The following is a 20,685-nucleotide window of genomic DNA, read 5'->3' as shown; positions in this document are numbered from 1 at the left end:
TCTATAAGGATAATTTCAAGATCTGTTCAAAGATAGACCCAAATCCGCAAAATAAGAAAATATGTAAATGTAAATGTCTTTTCTTGAGCATATAACTGTTGAACCCGTCCAAAATCCTTTAGCCTTATCATTTCTCAATGCCAATCATAAAAACTGTCGATTGAAATCGATTATGTTATGTAATTTTTCTTAGTTTTGTCACCATTCACAAAAAAATTGACTTATTGAACACTAAGCTCTATGCAAGAAGTAAATAATTTCCTCATTTTTATTGACAGTTTTATAGGGAGTGCCACTTGGTTTCCATACGCTTTATTGGGAACTGGTTTATTCTTTACAATTTATTTAAAATTCCCACAAATACGATTTTTTAAACATGCTGTTAAAATTGTTAGCGGAAAGTTTGATAAAAAAGATTTGCCTGGTGATACCTCCCACTTTCAAGCCTTAGCAACAGCACTTTCAGGAACAGTAGGTACGGGAAACATTGCAGGAGTTGCGTTTGCTATCCACTTAGGAGGGCCAGCAGCCTTGTTCTGGATGTTAGTTACTGCTGCAATTGGGATGTGTACAAAATTTGTCGAAGTGTCTTTATCACATAAATACAGGACTAAACTTGACGATGGTACTATGGCTGGAGGCCCAATGTACTATATGAAAAATGCTAACTTCACTTTTAATGGTAAAAAAGTGAATTTGAAATGGCTAGCAGCCATATTTGCATTTGCTACAGTACTTTCTTCATTTGGTACTGGAAGTTTACCTCAAATCAATAGTATTTCAAGTACTTTATTAGCCACTTTTGGAATTGATCAGGTGGTAACGGGCGCAGTTTTAGCTGTGCTTTTAGCTTTAGTAATTATTGGTGGAATCAAGAGAATTGCAGCAGTTACATCAAAACTGGTTCCGGCAATGGCCATCATATACTTCATAGGGGCTTTCGCTGTTATCCTTTTCAATTACGAGAACATTATTCCTTCATTGATTGCTATTTTTGGTGATGTATTTACTGGCTCAGCAGCAACTGGCGGTTTCATAGGAGCTAATATCGCTTATGCATTTAACAGGGGGGTAAATCGAGGCCTATTTTCCAATGAAGCGGGTCAAGGGTCTGCTCCTATCGCTCACGCTTCAGCCAAAGCAAACGAACCGCTTTCCGAAGGTATGGTTGCCATCTTAGAACCTTTCATTGATACCATTATCATTTGTACAGTTACGGGTTTGGTTCTGCTATCTTCAGGAGCTTGGAATGAAAAACATAGCAATAAATTTGAGTATTCTGAAATCGAGATTTTAGATAAGCAATACGTAGAATCCAATGAGGAGCATAAAAACAAAATATACCTCCATATCAATGATGAAGAAAAACTTCCTACTTATTCTGGTGAATTAAAAGTTGTTGACGGAAAAATTCAAAATGATGATTTCACATTTATCCACAGTAGAAGTTTTGCTGATAACATTATGGTCTATAAAGATGAAGGTCTATTAACTGATGAAGTATTTACTGGATCTGTTAAAATTACAAATGGTAAAGTTTCGGATGATAGACCAATCAAATTCATAGGAGAATCATTGGTTCATAGTGCACCATTAACTGCATTAGCATTCAAAAGAGGTTTCTTTGGTGATTGGGGACAATATATTGTATCAATAGGATTGCTACTATTTGCTTTTAGTACTGCTATTAGCTGGTCATATTACGGTGACAGAGCCATGACATACTTATTTGGGCCAAAGTCTGTAATTTATTATAGAATTGTTTACGTAGTCGCATTCTTCTTTGCTGCTTTCCAGGACACTACAATTATCTGGACATTGTCGGCCATAACGATAGCCTTAATGACTTTACCAAACTTGTTGGGCATTTTATGGCTAAGGAAAGATATGAAGAAAACGATTGGTGAGTATGGTGATTTCTTTGAAGAGAATTTTCCTGGAGAAGATCATCCGAAGTTTAAATAATTATACTTGCACTGAAGGAAAAAATAAAGGCTGTCCTTGTTCAAGGCAGCCTTTTTTATAGATATTCCATAAAATTCGAATTTAAAGTTGGGTTCTATTTTAGAATACTTTGTAGAAGCTTTTTCCTCCAGAAGACATAATGAAATCTGCCTTTGTCAATAATCTTGTTAAAAAAGCATTACTTTCATCTTCCAATTGATGGCTTCCTTGATAAACAATTTCATCATCTTGGCCTAAGACAATAATGATTTCACTGTTTTCACATTCTAGAACTCCCTCTTTTCGCATTTCAGATTCGAATAAATCATAGTCATCTTCTAACTCCAACAAATTGATCATCTCTTCATCCGAATAAAACGGATTCGCATGCGGTTCAATTGAACTCGCAATGGAATTTACATTGATTGCTAATCCCATTACTAATGTTAGTGCAATCATTTTGGCGGTGGTCTTAATAGTTTTCATTTTTTTAGATTTTTTGTTAAAATATTATTTTGTTATTGTTTCTATAGCTAAGACGCTGCCAAATTTCGAATAGTTGCAGATAGGCGTTTAAATCAAAATAAAGGGGTTTTTAAATCTCAGGACTCGGAGAAGTGTTCATTAATGAACATATAAAATTCCAACTACGGACACTTATCTTACATATTGATAAAGATTATTCATAACTGAACCGAGGTATCCAGTTCCAAATATATTCAAATGCACTAGTTGTGGGTAAATATTGTAGAGAGGAATCCTTTCAGCAAATCCTGCTTCTAAAGGAAAATGCTGATTGTAGGCTTCATAAAACTTTGAATCAAAGCCGCCAAAGAGATAGGTGAAAGCAAGATCGCTTTCTCTATAATTATAATGAATTGATGGATCTATTAGGTACGGAATGCCAACTTCATCAATCATAAAATTTCCACTCCACAAATCGCCATGCACTAATGAAGGTTTTGTATCAGGAAGGATTTCAGGAAGCTTCTGAAATAAAACGTCAAAGAGATTTAATTGCTTAGAAGAAAAATATGAATTCTGATGAGCTAATTGAATTTGAGGCCTTAACCTTTGATTAATGAAAAACGATGGAAAGTTATCAGTCTGTTCATTAGATTGAGGTAGACTACCGATAAAATTATTTTGATGCCAACCATAATAAGGGACAGGTACTGAATGCATTTCAGCTAATTGTTCACCGAAAGCCTCCCATGCTCTAGAAGTTTTTATTCCTTCTTTTATAAATGGTAATACCAAAAGCTCGTAACTCTCAACTTTTTGAAAAGCTATCACTTTTGGCGTGGAAATACAATTCAATTTTGAAATTGCTTTCAGTCCGTCCACTTCTTTCTCAATTATTCCTTCGACCTCCTGATTAAATTTCAGAAAAAACTGCTCCTTTCCAGCATAGTAGCGAAAAGCATTATTAATACTCCCGCCAGGAACGGATGAGAATCCGCTAATCTTATGATTGTGTAGCGAATAGACAAATTGCTTAATTACTTCGGGAATCATAGATGGAGGTCATTTATTAGCTAATCAACTAATTTTCGAGGAAACCACCAAAACAGATTTATTCTTAAAAACACTTATTGAAGCTTTTCATTAGTTATTTGTGCTTTAATTACTAGCCGACCGGCTTGCTATGATATAATGCTTTTAACCCTCTCTAGCTCTACTAAGTATATTTTTCTGCACTGAAGTAGCAAAATGCGAAAAATTATATCGTTAAATCATATTTGTTTTAGTATAACATTATGATATTTGTTTAAATTTTTCAATTGAAGATTGGAGCTTTGAAAGCTAAAATACTTAGAAGGATTGACTCTATTGGTACTCCAAACCATTAAAAAAAATAAAAATTACATTAAAATGAAAATATCGATGATTGTGGCAAAAGCTAATGATAATGCCATCGGAAAGAATAATGATATGATTTGGCATCTACCGGATGACTTGAAATATTTTAAGGATAAAACACGTAATCACCACATTTTAATGGGAAGAAAGAATTTTGATTCCTTAGGTGAACAATATCAGCCGCTACCGAAAAGAGTGAACATAGTAATTACACGAAATAAAGACTGGCAACATGATGGAGTAAAAGTATTTCATGATATTGAAGACGGAATTGCTTTTGCAAAGAAAAACAATGAAGAAGAATTATTTATAATAGGAGGTGGACAGATATATGAGGCCTGTTTGCCGATGGCCGATTGCCTGTATATAACTGAAGTCAAGGCTGAATTCCCTGATGCTGAAGCCTATTTTCCAGAATTTGATAAATCATTATGGAAAGAGGTTAACCGTGAACATCATCCTAAAGATGAAAAACATCAATTTGAATTTGATTATGTAACCTACCACCGAAATTAAATTTAGCCTCCCTAACTCTGAAATACCATTGATTAAAACAGTAGTTTTTATTATATTGAGAAATTGTTACTATATATGCAATTAGTTCAGTTTTAACATTTCAAAATGCGCCAGCAACTCCCCTCAGGCATACTAGACTTAATGGAATTGTCCGATGATTTGGTTTTTGTACTAAATGAGGATTTTGATTTTATTAAGGTAAATAGATTTAGCCAGCCCCACCTTGGCTATCCACCTAAGTTACTCGAGGGGACAAATCTCTTTGATTTTATACCATCAAAAAAGAATAAGAAATTTCGTGAAAATCTACTTAATAGAACCCCAATTCATGATTTTCCCTGTACTTTCATTCATAAAAATCAAGACCAAATTCCGTTTTCTTGGTCAATTAAATTCAATGCAGATGCGGGTTTCTATATCGGTACTGGAAAATACCAAGAACCAGAAAATGTATTGAATGGAGAACGAAAAAAGATTATTCAATCTTCACGATACCTCATCAATGGCACACAAAATCTAATTTGGAGTGTAGACAAGAATTACTTGTTGTTAGCAGCTAATGAGGCGATGGTAGCAAGCTTCAAAAAACAATTAGACTTTACTTTGCATGTAGGACAAAATATGCTTGAAATCCCAATCGTAAACGATGCCTATCTTAATAAATGGAAAGCATTATATGATCAAGGACTTAGCGGTCAAACGATTTCAGTTGAAATTGGTCCAACTGAGAACAAAGATGTAGATCCTGGTTGGATTAGTGCTAATATCGCACCAATATATGAAAATTCTGAACTTGTTGGCTTGGTTTGCCATAGTACTGACATTACAGAGAAGAAAAATATTGAACTACAATTGCAAAAGCAAAATGAACTTGTACAAAATATTTTGCAGCACATCCCCATGGGAGTTGCTGTTAATGATATTAGTACGGGCAAGCAAGTTTTAATTAATCAGGAATTTAGTAAAGCTTACGGTTGGCCAGATAGTGAACTTACCGATGTATCATCATTTTTCGAAAAAGTGTATCCTGATCCGAAATATCGAAAAGAAATTCAAGGATTGATCAATGCTGGAATTGAAACTGGGGATATGGGAAAAATGCGTTGGAATGAGATAAAAATTACTACTAAAGAAGGTGAAACAAAGTATGTAGATGCCAAAAATATTCCGCTACCCAGTCAAGATTTAATGATTTCCACGGTAATGGATGTCACTCAAAAAGTCCGTAATAAAAAAGGAATTGCAAATGCCCTAAAGGAAAAGCATAATATACTGGAAAGCATTTCTGATGCATTTTATGCTTTAGATCGAAGTTTTAATTTCACTTATGTGAACGAAAGCGCGCTAAAAACGATGCGGAAATCACAAAACGACCTCATAGGTAAAAATTTATTTGAAGAATTTCCGCAAATTGGTAAAACTGTATTTAAGGATTATTTGGATCATGTAAAGAAAACCACAGAGCCGGTGCAATTTGAATTCTATTTCGAATATTTTGATTTGTGGTTCGATGAAAGCATCTACCCTAGCCAAGATGGTTACTCTATTTATTACAAGGACATCACTAAAAGAAAGCTTATAACACAGGCATTGGAGGAGGCTTATGAAAATGAAAGTGAAATATTAGAAAGCATTTCAGATGCTTTTGTAGCCGTAGATCGAGAATTCAACTTTACTTACTTTAATAAAAAAGCGGAGAAGCTTTTACGTGTTTCCAAAGAAGATGCTTTGGGAAAAAACCAATGGGATTTATTTGATTATGCCAAAGGTAGCGTTGCAGAACAAGAATACAACAAATCCATACAAAACAAGGAAACACGAACTTTCGATTACTATGATGAGCCTTTAAACATTTGGCTGAACGTCAGAAGTTTCCCTTCAAAAAATGGGCTCTCTATCTATTTCAGAGATATAACACAAGAGAAAAACCAGCAAGAGGAATTAAAAAATTTAAACCTAGAATTGAAGGATTACACTCAAAAGCTAGAGAATAGTAATAAGGAACTAGAGCAATTTGCTTATATCGCCTCCCATGATTTACAAGAACCACTTAGAATGGTGTCTAGTTTCATGACCCAATTGAAAATTAAATATGAAGATCAATTGGACGATAAAGCCCAAACTTACATCAATTTTGCGGTTGATGGTGCAAAACGCATGCGCCAAATAATAGTAGATCTATTGGAATATTCCAGAGCGGGTACTCAACAAGAAAAGCTAGAGAAATTAGATTTGAATAATGAAATAGCGGAGGTTTTAAGCCTTCTTCATTCAAGCGTTAGCAAGAAAAATATTGACTTAGAAATTGAGGAACTACCAGAGGTGTACTACTCCAGGACTGCCATTAAGCAGCTATTCCACAATTTAATTGGTAATGCCATCAAATATTCTAAATTAGACAGTCAGCCAAAAATTGAAATAAAATGTAAGGAATGTAAACTTCATTATGAATTTGAAATAAAAGATAATGGAATAGGGATTGACCCAAAAAATAATGAAAAAATATTTCAAATATTCCAAAGGCTTCACTCAAAATCCGAATACCCTGGAACAGGTTTAGGGTTGGCTATTTGCAAGAAGTTAGTGGAAAAATATGGAGGCAAGCTATGGGTCGAATCGCTATTAGGAATTGGAAGTAGTTTTTCCTTTACTGTACCCAAGAACTTTAAAACATGAATACAGCAAAAATCCCTTTAATCGTTCTTGCAATCTCCTTCAATAGCAATAAGGCATTGAAGTCATATCTTCAGAAAATAAATTTGAAGTCAGGCTATGCTTACATAATTATCCAAGAGCAGGAAAATACTACAGGAGCGTTAATAAATGAACTTTCAGAGATAAGTGATCATATACCGATAAGAACTATCAAAGAGGGAATGAGCTTGGAGAGAGGCAAAGTTTACATAAATTCGGAAAAAACCATTTATACTATTTCCTCTAACAGGTTTTCTTCTAAAAAGAATTTTTGGGATTCAAATCTAACAGAAATGATTTCTTATTTCATTAATTCACTAGCTGACGAAAACAAGGAAGGACTAGCAATTATCTTCTTTACTGACCAAGGACAAGTGGGCCAAGCTCTAGAAACGGTTACGGAACCTGTAAAGCAGCTTTTTTTCGAAAATCAAAATTACCGCCTACTTTCCATTGCTGAGCAAACTAAAAATTCAATTATCACAACTGATATTGAAGGGAAAACCACATATGTCAATGACTCATTTTTGAGATTGACCGGTTATGATGCAGATTTTGTTTTGGGCAAAAAACCAGGACATTTTTTACAGGGAGAGGAAACAGATTCAGCTACTGTAAAAATAATGAGTGATGCTTTGGCGAATGGTAAAGGTTTTGAAGTTGATATTGTAAATTACACCAAGGCAGGGGAAAAATACTGGACCAATATCAATTGTGAACCTCTCTTGGATGCAAATAATAAAATCAATGGATTCTTCTCCTTCCAATATGTGATTAGTCAGCAAAAAGAATATGAAGAAAAAATAGAATCTTTAAATGAAATACTACAGTCTAGAAACAAGAAGTTAACAGAACTCAATAAATCATTAGAAGAATTTGCTTACGTAGCTTCTCATGATTTAAAAGAACCCGCCCGAAATATTAAAGGTCTCTTAGAACTAATATTAAAAAAATCTAACGGTCAGCTGAACCATAATACAGAGAAATATATAAATATGGCCATTAAGTCTGGTGATAAAATGTATCAGCTCATCAATTCTCTATTGGAGTTTTCAAGGTCAGGCATCCTAAATGAAAATCTGCAAACAATAAAAGTGAAAGATGTAATGGAGGAAGTGAAGTTTTCTCTTGGTGCCCTAATCGAAGAAAATAATGTTGAAATCATAGTTAAAGACCGAATTAAAGAGTTTCAAGCCTACCCAATTTTATTTACTAGATTGCTGCAAAACCTTGTTCAAAATTCCATAAAATATCGTGCTAGTGAAAGACCAAAAATCATCATAATGGCAAGGGAAAGTAGATTTTCTTATCTTTTTAGTGTTGAAGACAACGGTATCGGTATTTCTGAAAAAAATTTCCAACGGATATTTAAGGTGTTTCAAAAGGTAGACGATAAAGATTCACAGAGCCATGGGATTGGATTAGCGGTATGTAAAAAAATTGTTGAAACTCATTTTGGAGAGATAGATATAGAAAGTCAAGTGGGTCAGGGTACCATTTTTCATTTTAGTATTAGCAAACAACTTTTATAGGGTAAGTTTCAAGCGATGATTGATTTTTATCAGCGTAGAAAAAGTCCGAGCTTGCATCATAATCAAATGATGTCTTTCTGGAGTAAGACATAAAAATAATAGCTATTACCCAATGAGTTTCAATAGTACCATCAGCCTTAAAATTTTATTAGTAGAAGATAATCTTGGAGACCAGTTTCTTGTAAGACAATATTTAATGGAGGAATTTCCAAAATTAAGCTTAGATATTGCTGCAAATTTCAGGGATTCAAAAACTTTGCTATCTAAATCAACCCAACCATACAAAGTAATTTTACTGGATTTAAGCCTTCCTGATGTTGACGTGGAGACATTACTAAAGGAAACAACTCGACTAGCACCAAGAACTCCTATCATCATCTTAACTGGTCAGGAGGACGTAAGAACTGCTATCCAAGCACTAACTTTAGGTTGTGCAGATTACCTTTTAAAAGACGAAATCACTAGCAAAGCATTAAGGAAAAGCATTACGTATGCCTTTGAAAGAAAGCATATTGACAGACAGTTAGAGAGCTCAGTAAAAAAATATCAGCAACTTTTCCAATTAAATCCGCAGCCGACTTGGGTGATAAATAACAAGACAGGAAACTTTTTAGAAGTCAATAATGCCGCAATTAACACCTACGGATACAGCAAAGAAGAATTTCTGCACATGCTAATAAATGATATTGATAAGGATTTTTGTACACTAGATCTAAAGAAATATCTTACCGAAAGAAAAACCCTAAAAAATACTCCTCTTCATAACCATCAATTAAAAAATGGTAAAACCCTCCAGGTAAAGCTCTATGTCAACCCTATTAATTATCAGGGCATTGAAGCAACGCTGTTAATGTCCATTGACTTAACTGAAACGGAATCATATATCCGAAAAATAGAGGAGCAAAATCAGCAACTTATGGATATTGCTTGGGAACAATCCCATTTGGTTCGCGCTCCTCTAACCAGAATGATGGGAATCATCAATCGATTAGAAGAAAAACATATGGATCATATTATGGAAGAGGATAAAGAGTGTGCATTATTACTGAAAAATGCACTAAGCTCAGCGCATGAAATTGATGATGTGATTAGAAGTATTGTGAAAAGATCTAGTTCCAGTAATAAATAAATCCACTTATAAAATTTTGCTAACTATCCTTCATTAGTTTTAGTAGTATTGCAAGTAATGAAAACGTATATTCTATTAATCATATTAGGCTTTCTATTATTGGGATTCCAGCAAAATATCACAGCCCAAAACCAAGCACAGGAAACCCAATATAACCTTCAAAAAACCAAAGAAAATATTGTACTTGATGGGGAGCTGAATGAAACAGTTTGGCAAATCTCTGAAGTTGCCACAAATTTCCAAATGAATATTCCATATGACGACCGTCCAGCCGCTATGGAATCGGAGGTAAGAATGACCTATGATGAAAAAAATTTCTACTTTGCCATTATATGTTTCGATGGCCAAGATGGCTACGTAGTGCAATCATTACGTAGAGATTGGGACTGGCCCCTAAATGAAAATTTCTCAATCTACTTAGATCCTTATAACGATTTCACCAATGGCTTTTCATTTGGCATTACACCCTATGGCGTGCAAAGAGAGGGCACAATAGATGAAGGAACAAATGTCAATGAGGATTGGGACAACAAATGGTATTCTCAGGTCAAAAGATACGATGATAAATGGGTGGCCGAAATAGCTATACCTTTTAAGTCCATTAGGTACAGCAATGAAAATAAGGTTTGGAATATGCAATTTTTCAGGAACCACTTGAAGAGGAACGAAAGAAGCACGTGGATAGCGGTGCCACAGCAATACATACCCTCTGCGCTTACTTTCTCAGGCCAAATAAAATGGCCGGAAAATCCGCCTCCTGCTGGCACAAATATTTCTTTCATTCCTTATGCGCTCGGTAATTACGATAAAAATTTTGTTGATCCTCAACAAGAAAAAGGATTGAATGCGAATGCAGGCTTTGATGCAAAAATAGGACTATCTCCCTCCTTAAATTTAGATTTAACTGTAAATCCTGATTTTTCTCAGGTAGAGGTTGATCGTCAAGTCATCAACCTAAGTCGATTTGAAGTGCAGTTTCCTGAACGAAGGCAGTTCTTTCTTGAAAATGCAGATTTATTTAGCAAATTTGGTTTCCCTCAGTCTAGGGCATTTTTCTCAAGAAGAATTGGTATTACTACTGATACCTTAGGTCGTTCTGAACAAGTGCCTATTATTGGAGGCGCACGGATGAGCGGTAAACTGAATGAGAAATTAAGGATAGGGGTATTGAATATGTTGACAGATAGAAGAGAGGATTTACAACTTCCTTATCAAAATTACAGTGTTTTAGCACTTCAGCAGAATATCTTTAAAAGATCTAATGTGGCATTTGTATTTGCAAATAAAGAAAATCTGGGAGTGGAAAAAGGAAAGGATATCAGCGAATATAATCCACAAGTAGCTAGAAGAGAAATCCAAGGAACAGATACTGTAACTAACTACAAACTTTACAATAGAGTCTTAGGAGCAGAATTCAACCTGTTTACAGAAGACACGCGCTGGGCCGGAGACTTTTACTATCAACGCTCTTTTGATGATTGGAATCAAAATGGAACTTATAATCATGGAGCATTCATCCGTTATCAGCGTAGAAACTATTCCTTGAGATGGGTCCATACTGCGATTGGAGATGGTTTTAATGCTGAAATGGGATTTGTTCCAAGAGTTGGTTATAATCAAGGCTCTTTCAGTCCTTCCTATATATTCTATCCGGAAAATGAAAAAATCATCAATCACAGCATCAGTTTCGATCTATCTTATACCTCAAATTCTGATTTTAGCAGAATAACTGATCGATCATTTAGCCTGTCTCATAATTTCAATTTCACCAATACTTCTTCTGCCTCAATAAATTTAAGTAGGAATTATGAGTATATGTTTTTCGATTTCAGTCCAATAGCTCCATTTAACGATAGCTTATTACTACGGGGGACCGATTATGAATGGAATGTCATTCAAGCTAATTATATATCTGACAGAAGGCCACTTTTCAATTATGATGTAAGTACTAGTTTCGGTGGCTTCTATAATGGAATGAGGTTTAATCTCAACGGAAATATTGGTTACCGTTTCCAGCCCTACGGATCTTTTTCAGTTCGCTATGATTTCAATTCTATACAATTAGCAGAGGGATTTGGCAGTGCCAATTTTTATCTTTTAGGTCCAAGGTTAGACCTGACCATGACCGATGCTATATTCTTCACTGGCTTTGCACAGTATAATAATCGGTTTGATAATGTTAATTACAACCTACGATTTCAATGGAGGTTCGCTCCTGCTTCTGATATTTTTCTTGTCTATACTGAAAACTTTGCACCAAATGGGCCAGTCGATTTCATACCAGGGGATAACACCAAAAATAGAGCCCTTGTGTTGAAGTTGACTTATTGGTTAAATCTATAATATGCTGACCAAATCATGAGGTTAGCGAAATCACTTTGAACTGTGTTCTGCTATGATGAAAATTATACGATTCAAAAGTCTTAGGTTAAAATTTTATTAAAACATAACCATCTGCTACGTTCTTAGTAATGGTGGTAAGGGCAGATGTGGCCACTTGAGTATTTTCCCAAATCTCGTCCCTACCTAATTCTCGTGCTATTAAGGATTGTCCACAAATGATTACCTCTGCACCTGCATTACTTAAAGCTTCCCAAATAGGAATATTAGGATTCTTTGGAATTCTGTACTTTTCAAAATAATTACCATTCGACAATAAATCGAAAACTGCAGAACCATGCACAATAATTTTCACTTGTAAATCCTCCGCAGAGACTCCTTCAATACCGTGGAGATTCATTAGTCGTGCAATATTATTCACCCAAAAAGAATGCTTCTCAGGCGTTTCATTACCAGAAACTACTTCAACTATAACTTTGACTTTTTCACCCTCCTGCAGCTCTTCTACCACATCCTGAATTTTATAGATTCCTCCATAACCTTCTACAATAGGGAACTGAGCCTCTTGTGCAAATGCAGTTGAACTAATAAGTATAGACACAAACAGTATATTAAAATAAAATTTCATCTTTTTACATTTTAAATTGCCACAACTAAATACCTCTAAAAATGAATTTAAACTTTGTCATTTACAAATTAAGCATGAGATTTTATTCGAACTACATATTTTATAAGGATTAGCTTAATATATTGGTTATATAATGGTTAATTTGCAACTTTTTAAATTGAACATCAAAATTAATGGCATTACAGGAAGAATTTGAACAACAAGGTGTGTGGCTTTTCAAATACAGGGGGACTTTACCCGTATTAATTTTATTGATAGGCATGGGTATTTATGCTTACGCTGCTTTACATCCGGAGCTTTTCCTCATACAAGATCCGGAAATCAAAAATTACTTTCTCTTATTTTGTATCGCTATAAGTTTATTTGGACAATACATCCGAGCATATACAGTAGGTCACACTCCAAAAAACACTTCTGGTAGAAATACAGGAAAGCAGCTAGCAGATACGCTTAATACAACCGGAATCTATTCAACTGTTCGGCATCCTCTTTATGTTGGGAATTTTTTTATGTGGCTTGGGCCAGCCTTATTAACCGAAAATACATGGTTTATTGTCGCTTTTGTTCTATTCTACTGGGTATATTATGAAAGAATAATGTTTGCTGAGGAACAATTTCTGAGAAGAAAATTTGGTGATGTATATACAAGCTGGGCCGAAAAAACACCAGCATTTATTCCATCATTTAAGAATTTTGTTAAACCTAAATTATCTTTCAGTTGGAAAAAAGTTTTCAAAAAAGAGAAAAATGGTTTTGCCGCCATCTTTATCATTTTTTGTGCTTTTGACGTGATAGCAGAATTTTTAAAAGGAACTCGAGATTTTAATATTTACTTAATAGTTGCAGCTGCAATATCAATTGTTTTGTACTTAATACTCAAAGCTTTGAAGAAGTCTTCACTATTAAAGCTCAAAGAAGATAGATAAGATAAAAAATTCATCGAACAGAAACTTAGCCTTGTTAAATTAACGAGGCTTTTTTATTTCTGAGATTCTGGCTTTTGTTCTGCAACATCCTCGATGGGAGCTTCCTCATTTCTATTTTTACCACCAAATAAACTCTTAAAAAATCCTTTCTTTTCATTTGAGGTAGAATCGGAAACTTGCTCTGTCTCTTTTCTTTCTGCTCTAGCCTTTGTTGAATCTCTTTGAGCAGCTTGTTCTTTCAAGACATCATTACCAACTAATAACATATAGTTTACAAAATCTACGTTATATTTAAACCTTTTAGTATTATCCCATGCATCCGCTCCTTGAGCCATCTGCGCAGAATCTAATTCTGGTGTAAATGGCGACTTCACATTAATATCCCCTCCTTCTGCCATCTCTTGTACACCATTTTCCCTAACATTCAATATAGAATCTACTTCTTCGCTATACACATCTTTTTGCTTCACCTTCAACAAAGACTGTTCCCTCCAATAACCATATTTCTTCTCAGAGATCCCGTAAATATTCGTCTTATAATTACTTGTTGAAGCAGACGCAGTCAAAACTAAGGAGTCCCCTTCAAATAAGGAGAATCTCTTTTTTTGTTGCTCTTCATCCAATATATAACTACTTTGAAAGGCAGCACAGACCATTTTATCTTTGCATGCCGTAAAGAAAAGTAAAATAACGATATATATATGGAGATGCTTTAACATTCTTATTTCAGTAACTGATAAACGCCAGGTGCAATATATTCACTCCATCCAACATACATTTTTTCAGAAGGATGAAGTTTATCCTTTGCAATCAGGTCCTCATCCCAAATAGCACTTAAAGAAATAGGCGTAATATCAAAAAACTTAACGCCATACCTATCTGAGATATTTCTTGCTATACTGTTGTATTCATACAACTCTTTGGCTATTAAAGCCTCATTCTTATTATTTTCTTTTGCAAAAGTTGTGACTCCATAATCTGGGATACTTACAACAAATACTCTACTCACCTTTTTACCAGCCAAGGAAATAGCTCTTTGTAATAGCAATTCGAATTCTTCCTTATATTGTTCAATGCCATAACCTCTGTACTGATTATTAACACCTATTAAAAGACTTACCAAATCATACTTGGCCGTATCTAATCCTTCATCCTCATTTACAGCTATTAGTAATTCATCTGTCGTCCAACCCGTTTTTGCAACTATTTTTTCTAATTCAATATTGATGCCTTCTTTCTTAAGTGTACTCGTCAGAACATTTGGCCAGGTTTGGTCAATATCAACAGCTTCACCAATTGTATAGGAATCACCTAAAGCCAAATATGAAATTTTATCTTGAGCCATTAAATTAATATTTAATAAAAGGAAATATAAAAATAAAATGCTTTTGAAATTGTTCATTGAAATTTATAAATAAAATGCAATTTAAAATATATTAATTAGAATAAAAAAAATAGGTAAGAATGACTAGCAAATTCAACAAATATAATTATAATTCATTGCAATAAAACAGGCTATTGCAATGAAATAGTATGAAAATGGAGCTTCAAGAAAGTTCATTCAAAACCCAAAGCAAAAATATTTTGAATGTTACTCTCATATCAAAAATGTACAACAGTCTATGATACAAAAAATATTATTCATAAATTCATATAAAATAAAGGGGCATTAGTCGAAAAAACTTATAGATAACCGTATATTTTCGCTTTTTTTAACATTAAAATTAAATTTTATTTGAATTTAACTAAGATTTAAATATTGAGACTTCTTATAATCATTTTATATATTTCACTTCCATTATTTTCAATTGCGCAAGATGAAATCACCATTGAAGGTATACCAGGAAATGTAAATAGCCAATATCAAGACGTGCGACCTATTATATCCGATGATGGCAAAAAGCTTTACATAAACAGACGGTTTCATCCAGAGAATATCAGAGGTGATAAAGATTTCCAAGACGTTTGGGTTAGTACTTACGATTCTAGAGGTATTTGGACCAAGCCTAAAAACTTGGGAAAAGATTACAATGATAAGAAAGCTAATGACTTGGTTAGGGCTAGTAAAAATGATGATTCACTCATATTTGTAAATTCAAGATATAGAGGAGTAAACTCAGAACTAGCACTATTCACTAAGGGCAGTACCGAACCTAAGGAATTTCCTATAGATGGATATTATAATAACAGTTCTTATGTTGATTTTGATTATAACTTCAAACATAATGTAATTTTAATGGCTGTAGAGAGGAAAGATTCCGAAGGTGATCAAGACTTTTATTACAGCGTATATCAAGAAGGTTCGAAAAGATTTAGCACACCTATGACTATGGGTAGTGTTATCAATAGTGATAAAGCAGATTTTGCCCCCTTTCTAACTAATGACGGGAATACCTTGTTTTTTGCAAGTTATGGCCACAATGGGAATGGCGCTGCAGATCTATTTATGTCCCACAGAACGGGTAATGGCTGGGATGAATGGACTGAGCCCGAGAATTTAGGAAACGTTATTAACACTAAATTTGAAGAAACTTTTGTATCTATTGACCCGAATTTCGAGTACTTATACTATGATTCTTATCCTTCGGGGGCTCAAAATCGAAATATATGGCGAGCGACATTGTCAAACGATATTAAAGATAAAATTATTCAGGCCAGGGATCGTAACAAACAACAAGAGATTTTAGTCCAGCAAGAGCCAATTATTGTTGCGAGTGAACAGTCTCTGGATGTAATTACCGAAAATAATGATGCTGAGGAAGTGCAAACGACTAACGAGGAAGATATTCAAGCAGAAGAGGTAGTACCCAAAGCCAATGAACCTGAAGTTTTTGAGAACGCTCAACCACCTGCTGCAACTATAGATCAGGAAATGGATTATGAAAAAGAGCAAGAAAGGAATAACAGAGGGTTTTTATCTAGTTTAGGTAGTAAACTGGGTTTTGGGGAAGAAGAAAACATTGAGTTGATTGAAGCTGGTTCCAAGGGCATGAAAATCAATAAAAATATTTACTACAAATTTGACTCAGACAGACTTCAGGCAAAATTCAGCGGAGTTTTAGATCTAATAGCTCAAGAACTAGAAAAAAATCCTCAACTCAAATTACTTATTGAAGGACATACGGATGCTATAGGAGGTGAAGACATTAATATTGATTTGTCCTGTAAGCGAGCAAATGGAGTCAAAGATGCCTTATTATCGAAAGGGATTAGTAAATATCGCATTGAAATAAGCTGCGAGGGAAAAGAAAGACCCATTGCAACAAATGATGATGAATTTGAAGGGAGAGAACTTAATAGAAGAGTAGAATTTTATTTATTCTGATTAATTTCTTCACGATATTTTTTTGGTAGCTTAGCCACCACAAGTTCATAGCTATGATTCACCCAATGAAATATTTCCTGATCTGACAGGCTGCCGTCAAATTCAATAGTGTTCCAATGCTTCTTATTCATATGGAATCCTGCTGTTACGGCATCGTATTTTTCACGTAATTTGATTGCTTTCTCCGGGTCACATTTTAGATTTACGCTTTCAAACAAATCAACGTCAACCAAGGCAAACATTTTACCCATAACTTTAAATACCAAAGTATTTTCATCGAAGGGTAGTTCTTCAGTAACTCCATATTTCTGAATACAGAAATCTCTAAATTCTTCAATATTCATACCTATTGCACTAGCACGAAAACAAATAAAAGATAAGCAAATTTAGGACCTCATAATTGCTCTTGTCACCATAACAATTACTGCTATAAGGAATAATAAGATGGAAATTTTGTTGATTCCATGCATCATTTTCAAATTGAAATTGCTAGGTGCATTTGGATCCTTTTTACCGAACAGTCTTCCAAAGTAAGAAACAACATCACCTAACTGAAAATAGGTTTTCCAATTTGATGATGACTGTCTATTTAAATTTTCTAAATCTCTTTGCTCTTTCATATAACAGTTATAAAATTCTAGTACTTAACCAACTTAAACAGCTTCTGGTTCGAGCCAATTCCCATCTTTTCTAATAATCTCTATGAGTTCGTCAACTGCCTTTTCTGATGGAACCCCTCTTTTCATTACTTCCTGCCCTTTATACAATGTGATTTTGCCTTTTCCTGAGCCTACATAGCCATAATCTGCATCAGCCATTTCGCCCGGACCATTTACAATACAGCCCATAATTCCGATTTTAACCCCTTTCAAATGATTAGTCCTATTTCTGATCATAGCAGTTGTTTCTTGTAGGTCAAAAAGTGTTCGTCCACAAGAAGGGCACGAGATATATTCCGTCTTAGAGATTCTCGTTCTGCTAGCCTGTAAAATATTGAATGCTGTCTCATTAATCGCTTTATCACCTCCACAGTTTTCAGCAGCAATGAAAACACCATCTCCAAAACCATCAATCAACAAACCACCCATATCAGTAGCAGCATATAACTGCAATTTTTCTAAGGATAAATTTTGATAAGCCCTACCAATCACTACCGGCACATTACAGTCCTTCTGCATCAACTGCATGAACAACCTGCGTTGCTCTGCCACCCCATGCTTATTGTATGTATCAATTAATAAAACAGCAGAATTATCATTTTTAAGTTTATTGATAAATTCACCACTTAAATCTGATAATAAAGCATAAATGAAATTCAATTTTGGATGTTGCTCAACGCCCTTCAAATAATCTTTAGGATTAATAAAAGGATATCTTCTCTCCTTATCTTTTTCTTTCAACCATGTTTTATAGGAATGAACAATTCCTAAAGTGCCAGGGATTTCAAAATCAACCGTTTTATCATTGGTGAAAATATAATCACATGCAAAATCAGAGATCGACCATTTGTCTAAAGGAACAGAATAATTATAACCTACACCAAAAAACGAAGCTGGGGTAATATCCTTTTTCAGAGAAAAATCTGCCATCACAATGGGCACTTCCTTCCCTCCTATATTAGTGATTTGTCTACTGCTTCTCTTCTCATATTCATAAGGATTAAAAATGCAATTATCAATCAAAGGGATTTCCTCATGATCTGATCTATCATTGTATCGCTCAGCCAAAACCTTTGCAACAGGAATCTCCTCTTCTGGTTCTTCGGTCAAAGATACTCTAATAGTATCTCCAAGTCCGTCCTCTAATAATGTTCCGATTCCAACGGAGCTCTTAATTCGGCCATCTTCTGCCTCTCCCGCTTCAGTAACTCCCAAATGCAACGGATATGGCTTTAAACCTTCTTCATCTAGCTTTTGTACCAATAGTCGATAAGCTTGTACCATTACTTGAGGATTACTAGATTTCATGGAAACTACTATGTTATAGAATTCCATTTCTTCACAAATACGGATAAATTCCAAGGCTGATTCGACCATGCCAAATGGCGTATCACCATAGCGGCTCATAATTCTATCAGAAAGTGAACCATGATTTGTCCCTATTCTAATGGCAGTACCATGATCCTTGCAGATTTTAACCAAGGGCTTAAACCTCTTTTTAATCCGGTCTAGTTCAGCTTGATAACTTTCGTCTGTATATTCAATATTCTCAAATTTCTTCTTATCTGCATAATTACCGGGATTCACGCGTACTTTCTCTACAATCTTTGCCGCTAATTCTGCAGCATTAGGAGTAAAATGAATATCAGCAACCAGAGGAGTACTATAGCCTCTTTCTTTCAAACCAGCCTTAATAGCTCTTAGATTTTCCGCTTCTTTAATTGATGGCGCAGTAATTCTAACCAATTGACAACCAGCGTCAATCATTCGAATGGATTGCTCAATTGACCCCTCTGTGTCCATGGTATCGACAGTTGTCATGGATTGAAGAACAATAGGATTATCTCCTCCGATAACAACATCTCCAACCTTTACAGGGATAGTTTTCCTACGCTTATAAGCGACTAGACTGTTGCAATACTGTTGAAAATTTTTAGTTGAGATTTCCATATTTTATTTTCTTCCACCAATTTAACTACAAAGTAAACAAATTGTTAGTATAACAACTATTGTTAATTGCTTTAATTGTACTGCTTTTATTGAACTAGATTTTCAAACCATTACATATCAAACCTTGAATATTGGAAATATTGACTTTCATCCTCTGAAAGAATGATATTATTTTAAAGCTACCATTTCAATCCATTTTGAAGTCATTTTTGTGAAAAGGTAAAGCACCAGTTTACAAATAAAAGATCTGAGTACTTATTTTTGTCTTATGCCTGACAGTTTTACATGTAAAGATTTTTTATAATGCTTAATAAATTCATAAGCAGTGAAAAACAGGATAATTATTTGTATAGCTCTCATGGTTTTAGGTGAGCCTTTGCTCGGGCAATCTCCTTCCTTAAATACAAGAGATTCCATCAATGTCTTTACCCAAGGCTTATTTATGCAGAAAGGTGAGTGGGAAGTCAAACTTTACAACAACCTATACACCCAAATAGAGCCTCAATTTGATAATACAACAAGGAGAAGCAGTTTTAACAGCAGTTTTCTGCAGCTGACAATCGGAAGCAACAAAAACATTAACTATGGCATAATTTTAATTTATAAATCCAATGTCATTAACGATAGAGGTTCGAGTTCTCCATTTGTAGTCTTTGAACTGATGAATAAAAGTCTTCAAAATATTTATATGGGGAATGAGTTTAATACTAACTTCCAGCATGGCCTAACACATGTTGGAGGAAGAGTAAGAGTAAAACCCTTTAAAAATAAGCGCTTTACTTTTCAGCAGGCGATCTATGTTCCTACAGGAGAGTTAGATGAGGGCTATATTATCAATTCCGACCTTTTTTACGAGAGAATTATACAAAACCGATATATGCTATTTGGAAATATAGGTGCTTGGTATCCCCTTTCCGGCGACATTTTTCCTTATGCAAGGGTGTTTGCTGGTACGTTATTGGCCAAGCGTCTTGGCCCCTTTGTCATGATTAATCTACCGTATGAGGTTGGGGCTGGAACAAAAATATTTATCACCCGGAAGATTGAACTGGAATTTATGTACACCTATTGGCTACCGATTGAAGCTTTAGTCGAAAATCGAAGACCAACTTCCATCAATTTTGGGGTACGGATAACTAACTTTAATAATTTTTGAAAACTATTTCAAGTTCTTAGATG

The 20,685-nt window shown here is 34.6% G+C and carries 17 protein-coding genes; 9 read left to right on the top strand and 8 right to left on the bottom strand.

The genetic code is table 11. The features are described 5' to 3' along the window. Nucleotides 1-240: 240 nt before the first annotated feature. Nucleotides 241-1,965 (top strand): amino acid carrier protein, encoded by a 1,725-nt coding sequence (locus tag AAC601_RS11010; RefSeq protein WP_340153290.1) that lies wholly within the window; start codon nt 241-243, stop codon nt 1,963-1,965. 99 nt (nt 1,966-2,064) lie between these two features. Here the strand turns inward: AAC601_RS11010 and AAC601_RS11005 are convergent, their stop codons facing one another. Both AAC601_RS11005 and AAC601_RS11000 read right to left on the bottom strand, forming a co-directional pair. Beyond that, nucleotides 2,065-2,430: a hypothetical protein gene (locus tag AAC601_RS11005; RefSeq protein WP_303269929.1), complete on the bottom strand. Its 366-nt coding sequence runs from the start codon at nt 2,428-2,430 to the stop codon at nt 2,065-2,067. Nucleotides 2,431-2,601: 171 nt separating this feature from the next. Further along, the gene (locus AAC601_RS11000) at nt 2,602-3,462 is read right to left on the bottom strand and encodes a fructosamine kinase family protein (RefSeq protein ID WP_340153289.1); all 861 of its coding nucleotides are present in this window, start codon (nt 3,460-3,462) and stop codon (nt 2,602-2,604) included. 357 nt (nt 3,463-3,819) lie between these two features. On the opposite strand from AAC601_RS11000, the gene AAC601_RS10995 reads away from it, so the two are divergent. The 5 genes from AAC601_RS10995 (at nt 3,820) to AAC601_RS10975 (ending at nt 12,021) form a co-directional block, all read left to right on the top strand. Continuing rightward, the gene (locus AAC601_RS10995) at nt 3,820-4,323 is read left to right on the top strand and encodes a dihydrofolate reductase (RefSeq protein WP_340153288.1); all 504 of its coding nucleotides are present in this window, start codon (nt 3,820-3,822) and stop codon (nt 4,321-4,323) included. 105 nt (nt 4,324-4,428) lie between these two features. Continuing rightward, nucleotides 4,429-6,999, top strand: a complete 2,571-nt coding sequence (locus tag AAC601_RS10990) for a PAS domain S-box protein (RefSeq protein ID WP_340153287.1) — start codon at nt 4,429-4,431, stop codon at nt 6,997-6,999. Continuing rightward, complete coding sequence (locus tag AAC601_RS10985) at nt 6,996-8,549, top strand: ATP-binding protein (protein ID WP_340153286.1); 1,554 nt, start codon at nt 6,996-6,998, stop codon at nt 8,547-8,549. Before AAC601_RS10990 ends, AAC601_RS10985 begins: the two co-directional genes overlap by 4 nt. 112 nt (nt 8,550-8,661) lie before the next feature. Next, nucleotides 8,662-9,678, top strand: a complete 1,017-nt coding sequence (locus AAC601_RS10980) for a response regulator (protein WP_340153285.1) — start codon at nt 8,662-8,664, stop codon at nt 9,676-9,678. A 57-nt stretch (nt 9,679-9,735) separates the two neighbouring features. Next, nucleotides 9,736-12,021, top strand: a complete 2,286-nt coding sequence (locus AAC601_RS10975; RefSeq protein ID WP_340153284.1) for a DUF5916 domain-containing protein — start codon at nt 9,736-9,738, stop codon at nt 12,019-12,021. 85 nt (nt 12,022-12,106) lie between these two features. On the opposite strand, the gene AAC601_RS10970 is transcribed toward AAC601_RS10975, so the two are convergent. Beyond that, entirely contained in the window at nt 12,107-12,646 is a 540-nt protein-coding gene (locus tag AAC601_RS10970; RefSeq protein ID WP_340153283.1) for a DsrE family protein, read from the bottom strand. Nucleotides 12,647-12,819: 173 nt separating this feature from the next. Between AAC601_RS10970 and AAC601_RS10965 the strand changes: the two genes are divergently transcribed. Then, nucleotides 12,820-13,572: an isoprenylcysteine carboxylmethyltransferase family protein gene (locus AAC601_RS10965; protein ID WP_340153282.1), complete on the top strand. Its 753-nt coding sequence runs from the start codon at nt 12,820-12,822 to the stop codon at nt 13,570-13,572. Between the two features lie 53 nt (nt 13,573-13,625). Here the strand turns inward: AAC601_RS10965 and AAC601_RS10960 are convergent, their stop codons facing one another. Together AAC601_RS10960 and AAC601_RS10955 are read right to left on the bottom strand one after the other, a co-directional pair. Continuing rightward, nucleotides 13,626-14,291 (bottom strand): hypothetical protein, encoded by a 666-nt coding sequence (locus tag AAC601_RS10960; protein WP_340153281.1) that lies wholly within the window; start codon nt 14,289-14,291, stop codon nt 13,626-13,628. Between the two features lie 2 nt (nt 14,292-14,293). Continuing rightward, nucleotides 14,294-14,917 carry an SGNH/GDSL hydrolase family protein gene (locus tag AAC601_RS10955; protein ID WP_340153280.1) on the bottom strand — a complete coding sequence of 208 codons (624 nt, stop codon included), beginning with the start codon at nt 14,915-14,917 and terminating at the stop codon, nt 14,294-14,296. Nucleotides 14,918-15,331: 414 nt separating this feature from the next. Between AAC601_RS10955 and AAC601_RS10950 the strand changes: the two genes are divergently transcribed. Next, the gene (locus tag AAC601_RS10950; RefSeq protein WP_340153279.1) at nt 15,332-16,897 is read left to right on the top strand and encodes an OmpA family protein; all 1,566 of its coding nucleotides are present in this window, start codon (nt 15,332-15,334) and stop codon (nt 16,895-16,897) included. Here AAC601_RS10950 and AAC601_RS10945 read toward each other — a convergent pair. From AAC601_RS10945 to ispG, 3 genes are read right to left on the bottom strand one after another with little or no spacing between them, the layout of a single operon-like run. Then, a complete protein-coding gene (locus AAC601_RS10945) occupies nt 16,885-17,241 on the bottom strand; it encodes an MmcQ/YjbR family DNA-binding protein (RefSeq protein ID WP_340153278.1) in 357 nt (118 codons plus the stop codon). The genes AAC601_RS10950 and AAC601_RS10945 overlap by 13 nt on opposite strands. Before the next feature lie 42 nt (nt 17,242-17,283). Then, nucleotides 17,284-17,517, bottom strand: a complete 234-nt coding sequence (locus tag AAC601_RS10940) for a DUF6728 family protein (RefSeq protein ID WP_303269942.1) — start codon at nt 17,515-17,517, stop codon at nt 17,284-17,286. 33 nt (nt 17,518-17,550) lie between these two features. After that, nucleotides 17,551-19,506, bottom strand: a complete 1,956-nt coding sequence (ispG, locus tag AAC601_RS10935) for a (E)-4-hydroxy-3-methylbut-2-enyl-diphosphate synthase (protein WP_340153277.1) — start codon at nt 19,504-19,506, stop codon at nt 17,551-17,553. A gap of 325 nt (nt 19,507-19,831) precedes the next feature. Between ispG and AAC601_RS10930 the strand changes: the two genes are divergently transcribed. Beyond that, nucleotides 19,832-20,662, top strand: a complete 831-nt coding sequence (locus AAC601_RS10930; RefSeq protein WP_340153276.1) for a hypothetical protein — start codon at nt 19,832-19,834, stop codon at nt 20,660-20,662. Nucleotides 20,663-20,685: the final 23 nt, after the last annotated feature.

The organism is uncultured Marivirga sp., from assembly GCF_963974845.1.
Taxonomy (GTDB): Bacteria; Bacteroidota; Bacteroidia; order Cytophagales; family Cyclobacteriaceae; genus Marivirga; species Marivirga harenae.
Note: the sequence above shows the minus strand (reverse complement) of the source record. Positions and strands in the feature narration are given on the sequence as shown.